This window comes from Nocardia terpenica, from assembly GCF_013186535.1.
Classification (GTDB): Bacteria; Actinomycetota; Actinomycetes; order Mycobacteriales; family Mycobacteriaceae; genus Nocardia; species Nocardia terpenica.
In genome coordinates, this window is the sequence record NZ_JABMCZ010000004.1 from 493342 (window position 1) to 506528 (window position 13187).

10 protein-coding genes are annotated in these 13187 nt (G+C 70.1%); 3 read left to right on the forward strand and 7 right to left on the reverse strand.

All coding sequences use genetic code 11. From position 1 onward, the window contains the following. Window position 1 precedes the first annotated feature (1 nt). The gene (locus HPY32_RS34990) at window positions 2–1894 is read right to left on the reverse strand and encodes an elongation factor G (RefSeq protein WP_067589256.1); all 1893 of its coding nucleotides are present in this window, start codon (window positions 1892–1894) and stop codon (window positions 2–4) included. Between the two features lie 249 nt (window positions 1895–2143). Between HPY32_RS34990 and HPY32_RS34995 the strand changes: the two genes are divergently transcribed. Further along, window positions 2144–2548: a PASTA domain-containing protein gene (locus HPY32_RS34995; protein WP_067589254.1), complete on the forward strand. Its 405-nt coding sequence runs from the start codon at window positions 2144–2146 to the stop codon at window positions 2546–2548. Window positions 2549–2591: 43 nt separating this feature from the next. Here HPY32_RS34995 and HPY32_RS35000 read toward each other — a convergent pair whose 3' ends face one another. From HPY32_RS35000 to HPY32_RS35010, 3 genes are all read right to left on the reverse strand, one after another. After that, on the reverse strand, window positions 2592–3575 hold the full coding sequence (locus tag HPY32_RS35000) for an aldo/keto reductase (protein WP_067589251.1): 984 nt from the start codon (window positions 3573–3575) through the stop codon (window positions 2592–2594). 141 nt (window positions 3576–3716) lie between these two features. Then, window positions 3717–4163 (reverse strand): MarR family winged helix-turn-helix transcriptional regulator, encoded by a 447-nt coding sequence (locus HPY32_RS35005; protein ID WP_082871490.1) that lies wholly within the window; start codon window positions 4161–4163, stop codon window positions 3717–3719. After that, on the reverse strand, window positions 4160–6001 hold the full coding sequence (locus HPY32_RS35010) for an MFS transporter (protein WP_067589249.1): 1842 nt from the start codon (window positions 5999–6001) through the stop codon (window positions 4160–4162). Before HPY32_RS35010 ends, HPY32_RS35005 begins: the two co-directional genes overlap by 4 nt. Window positions 6002–6130: 129 nt before the next feature. On the opposite strand from HPY32_RS35010, the gene HPY32_RS35015 reads away from it, so the two are divergent. Next, a complete protein-coding gene (locus HPY32_RS35015; RefSeq protein ID WP_067589247.1) occupies window positions 6131–7075 on the forward strand; it encodes an LLM class flavin-dependent oxidoreductase in 945 nt (314 codons plus the stop codon). Here the strand turns inward: HPY32_RS35015 and HPY32_RS35020 are convergent. The 3 genes from HPY32_RS35020 to HPY32_RS35030 form a co-directional block, all read right to left on the reverse strand. Continuing rightward, window positions 7038–8630, reverse strand: a complete 1593-nt coding sequence (locus HPY32_RS35020; protein ID WP_067589245.1) for an ABC transporter substrate-binding protein — start codon at window positions 8628–8630, stop codon at window positions 7038–7040. The genes HPY32_RS35015 and HPY32_RS35020 overlap by 38 nt on opposite strands. Before the next feature lie 22 nt (window positions 8631–8652). Next, window positions 8653–10584: a hypothetical protein gene (locus tag HPY32_RS35025; RefSeq protein ID WP_156674519.1), complete on the reverse strand. Its 1932-nt coding sequence runs from the start codon at window positions 10582–10584 to the stop codon at window positions 8653–8655. A gap of 143 nt (window positions 10585–10727) precedes the next feature. Continuing rightward, window positions 10728–11609, reverse strand: coding sequence for a LysR family transcriptional regulator (locus HPY32_RS35030; RefSeq protein ID WP_231951675.1), 882 nt, complete (start codon window positions 11607–11609; stop codon window positions 10728–10730). Window positions 11610–11732: 123 nt separating this feature from the next. Here HPY32_RS35030 and HPY32_RS35035 point away from each other — a divergent pair, with 123 nt between their 5' ends. Continuing rightward, window positions 11733–13175: a form I ribulose bisphosphate carboxylase large subunit gene (locus HPY32_RS35035; RefSeq protein ID WP_067589241.1), complete on the forward strand. Its 1443-nt coding sequence runs from the start codon at window positions 11733–11735 to the stop codon at window positions 13173–13175. The last annotated feature ends 12 nt before the right edge of the window (window positions 13176–13187 follow it).

Genomic DNA, 13187 nt, shown 5'->3' on the forward strand with positions numbered 1-13187 from the left:
CTCAGGCCGGGCGCACCGGCCGATACCCGTCCGGTCGTGACCACCACACGCCCTCCCCGCGGGTGCGGCCGGGCAGTCGCTGCTGGGCGGCCCGGACGGTGCGGGCGGGGATGGTTCCGGTGATCGTCCACCCGGCGGGTCCGTCCGCGGTGGTGTCGATCTCGGCCTCCAGGGTGGCGAGCAGGGCGGTGACGGCGGCGAAAGTGTCTGCGGGAACGGCGATATCGAAGGCGTGGGTGGGTTCGTGCACCCGGGTGCCCGCGCGGCGCAGCGCCTGCGCCAGCACGATCGGGGTGAGCGAGCGGAAGTCGGCGGCGGTGCTGAGGGGCGCGGCGAAACCGGAGCGGACCAGGGTGACCGTGCAGTCGCGCACCGGCCATCCGGCGGGGCCGCGGCGCAGGGCGGCGTGCACGGTCTCCTCGATCGCGGTGTGCAAGGCGCGGGGGAGCGCGCCCAGTTCGGTCTCGTAGTCGAAGGCGTTCCCCGAGCCGAGCGGGGCCGGGGCCACGCGCAGCCCGACGGTGGCCCAGAACCCGTGCGGTCCCGGGGCCCGATATCCCATCTCCTCCACCGCGATTCCGGTCCCGGTGACGCGTTCGATGCAGTCGATGCGCGCGGCGTCGAAGCTCACCTCGAGCCCGTACTCGTCGGCGAGGGTGGCGGCGATGATCTCCCGCTGGATCTCCCCGTACAGCAGAACCGAGGTGGCCCCGTCGGGTTCGGTGCGCACCCGCAGGAAGGTGTCGCGCTCGGCGAGCTGCCGCAGGGCCGCGTGCACCCGGGCGGCGTCGCCGTCGCGGGTGCGCACCACGCTGCGCAGCGTGGGAGTCGCGAAATACGGTCGGCGCGTGCCGGTTTCGCTCGGGTCGGCGAGCCGGTCGCCGACCCGGACCGCGTCGACCCCGGTGAGGGCCCCGATCTGCCCGGCGTGCAACCGATTCCCGGCCGAGCCGACGACCCGCAGCCCGGTGGGCCGGACGGGGAAGCGGGTGCGGCCCTCGGGTTCGTCGCGTTCGACGGTCAGGGTGTCGCGGGGTCCGACTGTGCCCGAGAACAGGCGCAGATACGCGGTCTTGCCGCCGGAGCGGTCGCGATCGATGGCGAAAACCGTTCCGCGCGCGACGGTATCGGTGCTGATCGCGGGCCCCGGCAGGCCGGTGAGGGCATCGACGAGCGCCGCGACGCCCGCGCCGGTGCGTGCCGAACCGAAGTAGACCGGGTGCAGCGCACCGGCATTCGTGTGTTCGGCGAGCGCCGCGCGCAGCTCGTGCGGGGTGAGGGCGGGGCCGTCCACGACCCGGGCGAGCACCGTGTCGTCGAGATCGGCGAGCGCCTCGGCGGTGTCGGCGGCGAAGGCGGGATCGTCGAGGGAACGGGGGAGGGCGCGGGCCGCGCCGGACCCGATGCCGGTCACGGCGGTCATCGACAGCAGATGCGGCGCAACGGTTTTCCGCAGCTCGCTCAGCAGGCTGCCGTACCGCGCGCCGCCGCGGTCGATCTTGTTCACGAAAATCAGCACCGGCAACCGGATCTCGCGCACGGTGCGCATGAGCACCCGGGTGTGCGCCTGCACACCCTCCACCGCCGACACCACCAGCACGGCGGCGTCGAGCACCCCGAGCACCCGATCGACCTCGGCGACGAAGTCCGGGTGCCCCGGGGTATCGATGACGTTCACCTGGGTATCGCCGACGCGGAAAGACTCGACGGCCGAGCGCACGGTGATGCCGCGCTGTCGCTCGATGGTTCCGGTGTCGGTGCGGGTCGTTCCGGCGTCGACGCTGCCGAGGCGGTCGATGGCGCCGGTGTCGAACAGCAGCCGTTCGGTCAGGCTGGTCTTACCGGCGTCGACATGGGCGAGAATCCCGATATTGCGGGTACGGTCGATGGGCATCGTGGGGAGAGTCCTCGAAAGTCACTGTCCAGCAGGGAGTCTGGGGTGTTTCGAAGACTCGGCGCATGCGTCTCTCCCTCGGTGGCCTACGGGTCACCGCAGCGTGGCACGCCGGGAGGGAACTCGGCAATCGAATTTTCCGTGTGGCCGATGACACAGCGATTCGGGTTTCGCCCGTGCCGCCCGGGCGTATTAGTGTGCGTCACGCATCCGTCGAGCTCGGATCGCCATGACCACAGAGGAATATCCATGCGCCGCTTTGCGATTGTCGTGTCCGCTCTTGCCGTTGCGCTCGGCTGCGCCGGGTGCGGGGGATCGAGCGGGGGCGGCGGCACCGCGGCGGGCAGTTCGACGCAGGCCACCAAGGCGGCCCCGACCAGCGCGGCGCAGGACGCCGCCGCGCAGTGTCAGGCGCAGCCGTGGCCGAGGCCGCTGCCCGATTTTCGCGGGCAGCGGCTGGGCGCCACGGTGGTCGGCGCCGCCCTGTGCTTCGACATCACCGCGATCACGGCCGCCGACGGCAGCGACGTCATGCACGACCCGAAGAGCATGACCCTCCCGTGGACGATCACCGCCCAATCCCCGGCCGCGGGCACCCCGGTCTCGAGCACCACGCCCGTCACGCTCTCGGTCGCGCAGGACAAGCGCAACTGACCCGTCAGCGCGGCGGGGATCATGTCCTGGTGCAACTGACCCGTCAGCGCCCGGCGGCGCGGGCCATGTCCTCCGGGTAGCGGGCGCCCGCGACGGCCTCGATGGGGGCCGCCGCCTCGATGCGCGCCAGGTCCTCGGCGGTCAGGGCGATATCGGTCGCCGCGACGTTCTGCTCCAGGTAGGTGCGCCGCTTGGTGCCGGGGATCGGCACCACGTCCGCGCCCCGATGCTGCACCCAGGCCAGCGCCAATTGCCCCGCGGTGACGCCCTTTTCGTCGGCCAGCTTGCGCAGCGCCTCGACGACGGCCAGGTTGCGGTCGAAGTTGCCCTCGCTGAAGCGGGGGAGCCGGCGGCGCATGTCGTCGGCGGCCAGATCCTTCGTCGAGCCGATCGCGCCGGTGAGGAAGCCGCGCCCCAGCGGCGAGAACGGCACGATGCCGATGCCCAGCTCGCGGCAGGTCGGCACCACCTCGGCCTCGATATCGCGGGTCCACAGCGACCATTCGCTCTGCAGCGCCGTCACCGGATGCACCGCGTGCGCGCGCCGGATGGTGTCCGCCGCCGCCTCGGAGATGCCCAGGTACCGCACCTTGCCCGCGGTCACCAGCTCCGACAGCGCGCCCCAGGTCTCCTCGATCGGGGTGTCCGGGTCCACCCGGTGCTGGTAGTACAGGTCGATGTGGTCGACGCCCAGCCGCCGCAGCGACTCGTCCAGGCACTGCCGGACATACGCCGCGTCACCGCGCGCGCCGGTCGGCCCCTCGGCACCCCAGAGGATGCCGAATTTCGTTGCGAGCACGACCTTGTCGCGCCGATCGGCGATGGCCCGGCCGACCAGTTCCTCGTTGACACCGGCGCCGTACACATCGGCGGTGTCGATCAGCGTCACGCCGAGGTCGATCGCCCGGTGGATGGTGGCGATCGACTCGTCGTCGTTGCGGTCGCCGCTGTACGCGTGACTCATGCCCATGCAACCGAGCCCCTGCGCGCCGACGGTCAGATCACCCAGTGTGCGGGTCGCGATCATGCGGAGAGTCCTCTCAAGTCCGTTTCGATTCTCGTGAGCCTCGCTCACAAGTCACGACGCTACGACCTGGAGTGCACTCCAAGTCAAGTCATGGTCCCGGCATGCTTCGATCCCGTCATCCCGGCATGCTTTTGGCCGGGATCATTCGTCCAGCAGCCCCACGAGCTTGTTCAAAGCCGTTGCCAGCGCGGCCTTCTCGGCGTCGTCGAGATCGTCGAGGGCGTCGGCGAAGCGCTGGATCCGGGCCGAGGTGAGCCCGTTGACCAGCGAATGCGCGGGCTCGGTCGCCCGCAGCAACTGGGCGCGGCCGTCCACCGGATCGGCCGTGCGCTCCAGATACCCCGATTTCTCCAGTGCCGACACGATCCGCGACATCGTCGGCGCGGTCACGCGTTCGGCGGCGGCCAGATCGCCCAGCCGCATGGGCCCGCCGCGGACCAGGGTGGCCAGCGCCGCGGCGGAACCCGGGCTCAGCGAACCGAGATCGCCGGAGCGGCGCAGCAGCCGGGTGATCCGCCCGAGTGCCAGGTACATGTCGGCCGCCTCGGCCAGCTGTTCGGCGCTGCGCGTACGCTCCTGCTGGATCATCTCGTGTTCGCTCCTACTCGGTTCGGCGCACCACGGTCCGGCAACCCGGCGGCGTTTTCTGTTCCCGCAAGTATGCCCTCACGGTCCGCCTCGGCGAGTTCCTCGGTCTCGTCCACGCCGTACCTCCCGCCCGCGAACCAGGACGAGATCGCGCCGATCAGCATCATGACCGCCGCGGCGAGGAACACCACGACCAGGCCGGAATGGAACGGGCCCGAGATCAGGTGCGGGAAGAACTGCTGCCCGGTGAGCACGTCGGCGTGCACGCCCGGCTTGTCGAGGGTGCCGCTGGGGCCGAGCAGCTCCTTCAGCGGGTTGTAGCCCAGGAACGTGGCGAACAGGCTGCCCACCGGCGGCATGTCCGCGATCTGCCCGGCCACGTCGCCGGGCACGCCCTGCGCGCGCAGCCCGGAGTGCATTGCGCCCGGCAGCGTGCCGGACAGGCCGACGATCATGAGCGAGAAGAAGATTCCGATCGACAGCGCCATGCCGCCGTTCATCAGCGTGGCCCGCATGCCGGAGGCGACGCCGCGCTGCGACGCCGGGACCGCGGACATGATCTCGGCGGTATTGGGCGAGGTGAAGATGCCGGTGCCCAGGCCATTGAGCAGGATGACCAGCGCGAACAGCCAGTAGTTGAAGTCGACCGGCAGGATCACCAGCAGCACGAAGGTGATCGCGGCGAGCGCCAGCCCGCCGGTGGCGAACGGCCGGGGCCCGTAGCGGTCGCTCAGCCAGCCCGAGATCGGCCCGGCCACTAGGAATCCCGCGGTCAGCGGCAGCATGTAGATGCCCGCCCACAGCGGCGTGGACTCGAAGTCGAAGCCGTGCAGCGGCAGCCAGATGCCCTGCAACCAGATGATCAGCATGAACTGCATGCCGCCGCGGCCCACCGACGCCATCAGACCGGCCAGGTTGCCCAGGCCGAAGGCCCGATTGCGCAGCAGCGACAGCTGGAACATCGGCTGGGCCACCTTGGTCTCGACGACGCAGAACACCGCCAGCAGCGCGAGGCCGCCGATGACCGCGGCCAGCACCCACGGATTGGTCCAGCCGGTCTTGGCGCTGCCGTGCGGCTGGATGCCGTAGGTGATGCCGGTCAGTAGCGCGGTCAGGCCGAGCGCGAAGGTGAGGGTGCCCGGCAGGTCCAGCGACCCCGGGCTGCGCTGCCCGAAGTCGTGCAGCGACCGGTACGACCACACGGTGCCGAGAATGCCGAACGGCACGCTCACCCAGAACACGGCCTTCCAGTCCCACTCCGCCAGCAGGCCGCCGATCAGCAGCCCCAGGAACGAACCCGCCACGGCCGCAACCTGATTGATGCCCAGCGCCACGCCGCGCTGAGTGGCCGGGAACGCGTCGGTGAGGATGGCGGCGGAGTTGGCCATGAGCATGGCGCCGCCGACGCCCTGCACCACGCGCCACCCGATCAGCCAGATCGCGCCGCCGCCGTGGGAGAGCGGATCGAACGACAGCGCGATCGCCGAGACGGTGAACACGACGAACCCGTAGTTGTAGATGCGCACCCGCCCGTACATGTCGCCGAGCCGCCCGAACATGACGACCAGCACCGCGGAGGTGAGCAGAAAGCCCATGAGCAGCCACAACAGGTAGCTGACATTGCCGGGCGAGAGCGGATTGAGATCGATGCCGCGGAAGATCGCGGGCAGCGAGATGATCACGATCGAGGAGTTGATGGTCACCATCAACATGCCGAGCGTGGTGTTGGACAGCGCCACCCACTTGTAGTGCGGATGATCGCGATCCACGCGAAGCCGGCGACGAATCGTCTGAACGTCGCCGACATCCAGATCGCCGGAGGTCGGTGCGGAACCCAAGAGGTGTCTCCCCTGAACAGCAAAAACGGATAATTCCTCCACTTAATATAGTTGCAGTACGCTAACTAACGAAAGGGGGATTTTCGTGACCCCCGGAACACACAGGCCGACCGCGACGTTGTCGGCGGCATGCGCTTTGCGATCTCGATCCCGCAGATCTTCGACGACGGTGAGTTCGATCCGGATGCGTTCCGCGCGTACGTGCGTCGCATCGAGGAACTCGGGTTCCACAGTGGCTGGACCCAGGAGCAGGCGCTGCGGATCAATCGGATGCCGCAGTTGAGCGCGCTCGAGACCATGACGTACGCGGCGGCGGCGACCGAGCGGCTGCGGCTGGGCTGTTCGGTCTTCGTGTCCACGCTGCACAGCCCGGTGCATCTGGCCCAGGCGGTGAGCTCGCTGGATCAGATGAGCCGCGGCCGGGTGGAGGTCGGCCTCGGCAGCGGCGGCCCCGGGCGCGCGTTCGCGGCGTTCGGCATCGATCCCGAGGGCTATATCTCCCGCTTCACCGAGGGCCTGGAGGTGATGCGGCGGCTGTGGTCGGAGCCGTCGGTCACCTTCGACGGCCGGTTCTGGCAGCTGAGCGACGCGCGTGCGGCGGCCCGGCCGTTCCAGAAGCCCGGCCCGCCGGTGTGGTTCGGCGGCGGCCACCCGAAGGCGCTGCGCCGCGCGGCCCGGCTGGCCGACGGCTTCTTCGGCGCGGGCTCGAGCACGACCGCCGCCTTCGCCGACCAGGTCGCCCTGCTGCGCACCGAACTGGCCGCCGCGGGCCGCGACGCCACCTTCGGCATCGCCAAGCGCGTCTACATCGCCATCGACGAGAACCCCGACCGCGCCCGCCAACGCATCGCCGCCTCCCTGGAAAAGCTCTACGGCACACCGAAACTCGCCGACGTCGCGGTCACCGGCACGGTATCCGACTGTGTCCGCGGCATCCAGGAGGTCATCGACGCGGGCGCCGAACTGCTCCTGTTCACCCCGCTGTTCGACGACCGCGAACACCTGGAACGCATTGCCGCCGAGGTCATTCCGCAACTCAGCGGGGACACTCCGGGTACGGCTGGCCCGGCGTAGCCAGCACCCCGACAACATTCACCTTCCGGTCACCCGCCCGCACCGGGCACACCCGCACCACCGACGGTCCCGGCCCGGTCCGATTTCCGCTGTTGTCGAAGGTGATCGGGCCGCCCGCGCCCGGCACCGACTGGTCCGGGGAGCTGAAGCCGCTGATGGTGGTGTTCACGTCGGCGCGGGAGACGGTCTTGTTCTGGGGCAGGGCGCGCAGGGCGGTGGAGACGGTGGTGACCGCGTCGTGGGCGTTCACCGCCCAGCCGTCGGTGGCGTGCCCGGGGTCGAGTCCCGCGTCGGCGAAGGCGCGCTGGTAGCCGTCGAACGCGGGATTGTTCGGCCCGCCCCGGTCGGCCCCGGCGATCAGGCTGGACAGCAATCGGATTCGGCCGTCGGCGAAGCTGGGCGAGCCCAGCGCCTTCGAGCGCAGATCCTCCAGCACCGGATCGGATTCGGTGGCGCGCAGCCGATCTCCGTCGGAGGTGCTGACCACGGTGACGGTGGCGGCGGCGCACTGCCCGTTGGTGATGGCGTCGTCGAGGCCGTAGAGGAATCGGCTCAGATCCCGGCCGCGCGCCAGATACGCGACCGTGACGTCCTTGGCCACCGCGCACACCCGCTTGGCGGTCTGGGTGACCGTACTCGGTTCGCCCGCATCGAATTTCACCTCCGGCATGTCCGCGCCGAACTGCCGGTGCAGCAGCGGCAGCGCGGTGCAGGTGTAGGGGTCCGAGCCGCCGGTCGGGACCATCACGAAGTCCGGCCGCGTGCCGATCACCGTGCCCAGCGCCCGGATCTGGGCGAACATCCGGAAGGCGATGCGGTAGTAGTAATCTCGCCCGACCCCGGTGCGGTAGGTGCTGGTCGGGTCGCAGCCGTCGTAGCCGGGATTGTCCGCGCGCGAGCCGGTCTGGTCGAAGCCCTCCGCGGTCACCACGTCCGACACCACCGGAATCTTGTGGGCGGCAAGGAGATCGATCACATCGGCGGTGGTCTGGAAGCTGAGCCCGACCCCGGCCACGGCCACCACCTCGCCGCGGTCGGCGAGCTCGCGGGCCACGGCCAGCGCGTCGCCGGAGCCGAAGTAGTCGCCGAGCTGCCCGACCACCAGGTGCATCGGGTGCAGGCAGCCGGTGCCGTTGGCGATGCGCTGCCCGACGGCCATGCCCTCCAGCTCGGGAATGGCGCGGGCGCCGGCGAAGCGGTCGGTCAGGGTGGCCAGCACGCCGACGGTCACCGGCGTGCCCGGGCAGTCCTTGTCGGCCGCGCGATTCTGCCTGTCGATCAGCCGCATCACCGGCCCGATACCGTCGACGCCGAAGTCGTAGGATCCCTCGCTCAACCCGACGCAGCGGTTGCCCGCCCTCCAGGTGGCGGTGCTGATCTGAAAGCCGTCCTTGCAGGTGACCAGGTGCTGGGTGGTCTGCCGCTCCAGCACGCCCACGCCGAGCGCGGCGACCAGCACGACCACCAGGCCGAGCGGAACCCAGTCGGTCCACGGGTGCGGATAGGGGCGCCTCGGATCGGGGACGATGCGGCGCAACCACTGTCGGAACTTCATCGAGGGTTTCCTTCCACGGCCGTCACAGAAACCGTTGGGCCAGCGCGAAATAGTGGTTCGCGCGCAACAGCAGCGGGGCCCGGCCGACGGCCTTCCCGGCCAGATACAGGTAGCTGTGCCCGATCAGCAGGCACAGCTCCTGACGCCGGTCCACATCGGTGAGACAGGGGTCGAGTTCGAAGACGGGCACCGACCCCAGCAGCACCGCGAGATGACCCTCGACCGACTCCGCCGGGTGCTTGCCCCGGATCTCCTCGACGCCGGGCTGGCACGGATCGACGCTGGACACGATCTCGTCGAACAGCGAAAGCCAGCGCTCCGAAGGGGTTTCGAGCAGGTCGCGGGCGAGGTCGTCGAGCACCTGGACGTGATTGTGCAGCAGCCGCTCGTAGTGCAGCCGGGTGGCGCGGTCGTCGGGGTCGGCGGCATCGCGCAGCCTGCGGCACACCCGCTCCCAGCTCGCCTCCGGATCCGCCCGCGCCGCCAGCGCCCGCTGACCGAGGTAGCGGGCGAGCGGATGCAGCCGCCGGGCCTGCGGAGTCGGTCCGCTCCACAGCGATTCGGAGGTGAACACCGGCGCCTCGGGGCTGGACACGTCGGGCAGCAGCGACATCAGTAGTCGCGCCTCGCCGAGGGTGCGGGCCGCGGAGACGGTCACCAGCGCCTGCCGCAGCTCCTCGTGGTCGCGGTGATTGCGGCTCAGGCCGCGGGCGAACACCCGCAGCAGATGCCGCTCGAGCGGGCCGTCGAGCTCCGGCTCGGTGCCGCGCAGCAGGCCGTCGATGTCCCCGGCCAGCTCGGGATGGCGGCCGATGCGGCGCAGGCACTGCGCGGTGGCCTCGGGATGGCCGTGGGTGAGCCGATGCACCGTGCTCGCAACGGCTTCCGCGCGGTACGGGTCGCTGCGCTCGGCGAGCAGCTTCACCTCGCTGACCGACAGGCCGCCCAGCGGGGCCCGGATCCACGGCCGGGTGATCCGTCCCGGCCCTTCGCGCAGCGCGGCGTCGGACCAGTCGGCGGGCGCGGCGGCGCGGGCCAGCGTGCCGGTGAGGAAGCCGGAGGAGGTGGTGATCAGGGTGACCGGATCGGCGGTCGGGCCGCCCGCGTCCGCGATGAGCTGCCGCACCCGCAGCAGCGAGCCGGTGAACGCCGCCGCCGTCGGGCTGTCGCCGTCGTCGATGAGCAGCGCGATATTCGGGGTGTGTTTCGGCATGCGCGCCACGCTGTCTCGCAGATCGGCGAGCAGTGCGGCGGTGAGCATGTCGTCGACGCCGCGCTGAATGTCCGGGTCGAGGCGGCGGGCGTGGATGCTGAGATTGATCAGCGCCCGGTCCGCGTCCTGGTTCAGATTCAGGTCGCGATCCCCGAACCACGCCACGGCGCGCCGATAGCGGCGGCGCAGCCGGGCCCGCACGGCCCAGACCAGCAGGGCGCCAACCGTATTCACCAGCCTCGGCGCGTACGCCCAGCCGAGCGGGAGGTTCAGCCCGGTGGTGAGCTCGCCGAGGCGCTGCGCCAGGTCGTCGACGAAGGTGCGCAAAGTCCTTGGGTCGCAGTGCTTGTCGATCTCGGTGCGCAGCCGCTCGACCTGATCGTCGGGGGCCAGCGCGGAGAAGTCGACCTTGAGCGCGATGTGCGCGACCAGGATGCGGGTGCGGGTCAGCCGATAGCCGGGGATGCGGTCGCCGAGCCGCAGCATGATCGCGGTGAGCAGGGGGCGGATCGGGTGGCGGGAGTGGGCGTCGGGGCCGTCGTCGGGCGGGTAGTCCCGCGGGGAGACCAGTGCCAGATGTGTGCGGTGATGCCATTTCCGGCGTACCTCGCGCAACAGCTCGGTGCGTCCGGAGCCGCCGCAGCCCACCACGACGAACACCGGCCGCGGCCGTTCGAATCCCCCCGCCGCCGGCGGCCCGATCAGTGCATCGATGACGCCGAGCTGATCTGTGCGCCCCACGAACACGCCGTAACTCCCTCCGTGCGTGCCGGACTTTACCGTGATTACCGCCCCCGCGCAGTGATCGTACCGGCAGGAAGAATTTCCGGTAGCTGAGAAATTACCCGTATTGCAAATGGCATATCTCGGACCGGTCGTTTGGTTTACGTTGCGGGGGCTCGAAATGCCGCCGCCCCCACGCGATCGGCGTCGACGATGTGGCCGAGGAAAAGACGTGCGGCCGGAGTCGGCGTGCGGGTGGTGACCGCGTGCCACGGCCGGTCCAGCGGGGTGCCGTCGACGCCGAGTACCTCCAGATTGCCCTCCGACACATCGCCTTCCACGGCGTCGCTGTGAATCAGGGTGACGCCCAACCCTTCCCGCGCCGCCGCCAGCACCGCGCCGTGGCTGCCGAGAGTCAGTGTGGGCGGGCGGATCTGGAGCCGGTCGAGCAGGGCGAGGGTGGTCTCGCGGGTGCCCGAGCCCTGGCCGCGCAGCAACCAGGTGCAGGCCAGCGGATTCGGGCAGCGGCCGGGGGAGCCGACCACCACCAGGCGGCTGGGCCGCCGGGCGCGCACCACCAGCCCGGTGTCGCGCGGCGGGCGGCCCGCGATCACGAGATCCGTTTCGTGGTGCAGCAATTCGATGAACAGCACGTCGCGCGGGTGGATGGACAGCCCGACCTCGATCTCCGGGTAGCGGTCGCGGAAGGACACCAGCAGGCGCAGCAGCACGTACTCCCCGGCGGTGGCGACCACCCCGATGCGCAGCCGCCCGGTCTCCGCGCGGCGCACGGCGGCCTCCGCCTCGTGCATGAGCCCGAGAATGCTGCGGCAGTATTCGGCATACACCCGGCCCGCCTCGGTGAGCGCGATCCCGCGCCCGGCCTTCGCGATCAGCTTGGCGCCCAACTGTTTCTCGATGTGCGCGACGGCGGCGGAGGCGGCGGCCTCGGTGATGTGCAGCTGTGCGGCGGCGCGCCGGATGCTGGTGTGGCGGGCGACGGCGAGGAACGTTTCCATTCGCACCGCACTCACGGTGCCCATCGTTAGACGGTAGCAAACTCAACGATTCGATTGAGCGAGACGAGAAACAATCGAATTGTTCGTCCGCGCGGCGGCCCGCATCCTGAAACTGCACGGCGCACACCGGGGCCCACGGGAGGAACCATGGCCGACGACACGATCCGCGACCGCTGGGATCCGGGGGTGCAGTCCTACGCGTCGATGGGATATTACGACGCCGGATATCGCCCGAAGGATACCGACGTGCTGGCGGTGTTCCGGGTGACGCCGCAGCCCGGCGTGGATCCGATCGAGGCGGCCGCCGCGGTCGCGGGCGAATCCTCCACGGCCACCTGGACCGTGGTGTGGACCGACCGGCTGACCGCGCACGACCGGTATCGCGGCAAGTGCTATCGGGTCGAGGAGGTGCCGGGCCGGGCGGGGGAGTATTTCGCCTGGGTCGCCTACGATCTCGATCTTTTCGAGGAGGGGTCGATCACCAATCTGACCTCCTCGGTGATCGGAAACGTGTTCGGCTTCAAGCCGTTGCGGGCGCTGCGGCTCGAGGACATGCGCATTCCGGTGGCGTATGTGAAGACGTTTCCGGGGCCGCCGCACGGCACCGTCATGGAGCGGGAATATCTCGACAAGTACGGGCGGCCGCTGCTGGGCGCGACGGTGAAACCGAAACTCGGATTGTCGGCGCGGAACTACGGCCGGGTGGTGTACGAGGCGTGCCGGGGCGGGCTGGATTTCACCAAGGACGACGAGAACATCAACTCGCAGCCGTTCATGCGCTGGCGCGATCGCTACCTGTTCGCCATGGAGGGCGTCAATCGCGCGATAGCGGAAACCGGTGAGCTGAAGGGTCATTACCTGAATGTCACCGCGGCGACCATGGAGGACATGTACGAGCGGGCGGAGTTCGCGAAATCGCTCGGCAGCGTGATCGTCATGATGGATCTGACCGTGGGCTACACGGCCATGCAGTCGATGTCGAAGTGGGCGCGGCGCAACGGGATGCTGCTGCATCTGCATCGCGCCGGGCACTCCACCTACACCCGGCAGAAGACGCACGGGGTGAGCTTCCGGGTGCTGGCCAAGTGGTGCCGCCTGATCGGCGTGGACCACCTGCACGCGGGGACGGTGATCGGCAAACTGGAGGGCGACCCGCACACGGTGCGGGGCTTTTACGATACGTTGCGCGACAACCACATTCCGGCCAACCCGCGCAACGGCATCTTCTTCGACCAGGACTGGGCGAGTCTGCCGGGGGTGATGCCGGTGGCGTCCGGCGGCATTCACGCCGGGCAGATGCATCAGCTGCTGGACCTGTTCGGCGACGACGTGGTGTTGCAGTTCGGCGGCGGCACGATCGGGCATCCGATGGGCATCGCCGCCGGGGCCGAGGCCAATCGGGTGGCGCTGGAGGCGGTCGTCAAGGCGCGCAACGAGGGTCGCGATCTGATGAAGGAGGGCCCGGACGCGCTGCGGCACGCCGCGCGGCACTGCCGCCCCCTGGAGGTCGCCCTCGCCACCTGGGGCGATGTCACCTACGACTACACCTCCACCGATGCCCCGGACGCCGTGCCCACGGCGACCCGCTGACCGTCAGGAGCC

Coding starts and splice junctions, on each gene's coding strand:
- HPY32_RS34990 (WP_067589256.1), bottom strand. CDS start 1,894: ATGCCCATCGACCGTACCCGCAATATCGGGATTCTCGCCCATGTCGAC.
- HPY32_RS34995 (WP_067589254.1), top strand. CDS start 2,144: ATGCGCCGCTTTGCGATTGTCGTGTCCGCTCTTGCCGTTGCGCTCGGC.
- HPY32_RS35000 (WP_067589251.1), bottom strand. CDS start 3,575: ATGATCGCGACCCGCACACTGGGTGATCTGACCGTCGGCGCGCAGGGG.
- HPY32_RS35005 (WP_082871490.1), bottom strand. CDS start 4,163: ATGATCCAGCAGGAGCGTACGCGCAGCGCCGAACAGCTGGCCGAGGCG.
- HPY32_RS35015 (WP_067589247.1), top strand. CDS start 6,131: ATGCGCTTTGCGATCTCGATCCCGCAGATCTTCGACGACGGTGAGTTC.
- HPY32_RS35020 (WP_067589245.1), bottom strand. CDS start 8,630: ATGAAGTTCCGACAGTGGTTGCGCCGCATCGTCCCCGATCCGAGGCGC.
- HPY32_RS35030 (WP_231951675.1), bottom strand. CDS start 11,609: ATGGGCACCGTGAGTGCGGTGCGAATGGAAACGTTCCTCGCCGTCGCC.
- HPY32_RS35035 (WP_067589241.1), top strand. CDS start 11,733: ATGGCCGACGACACGATCCGCGACCGCTGGGATCCGGGGGTGCAGTCC.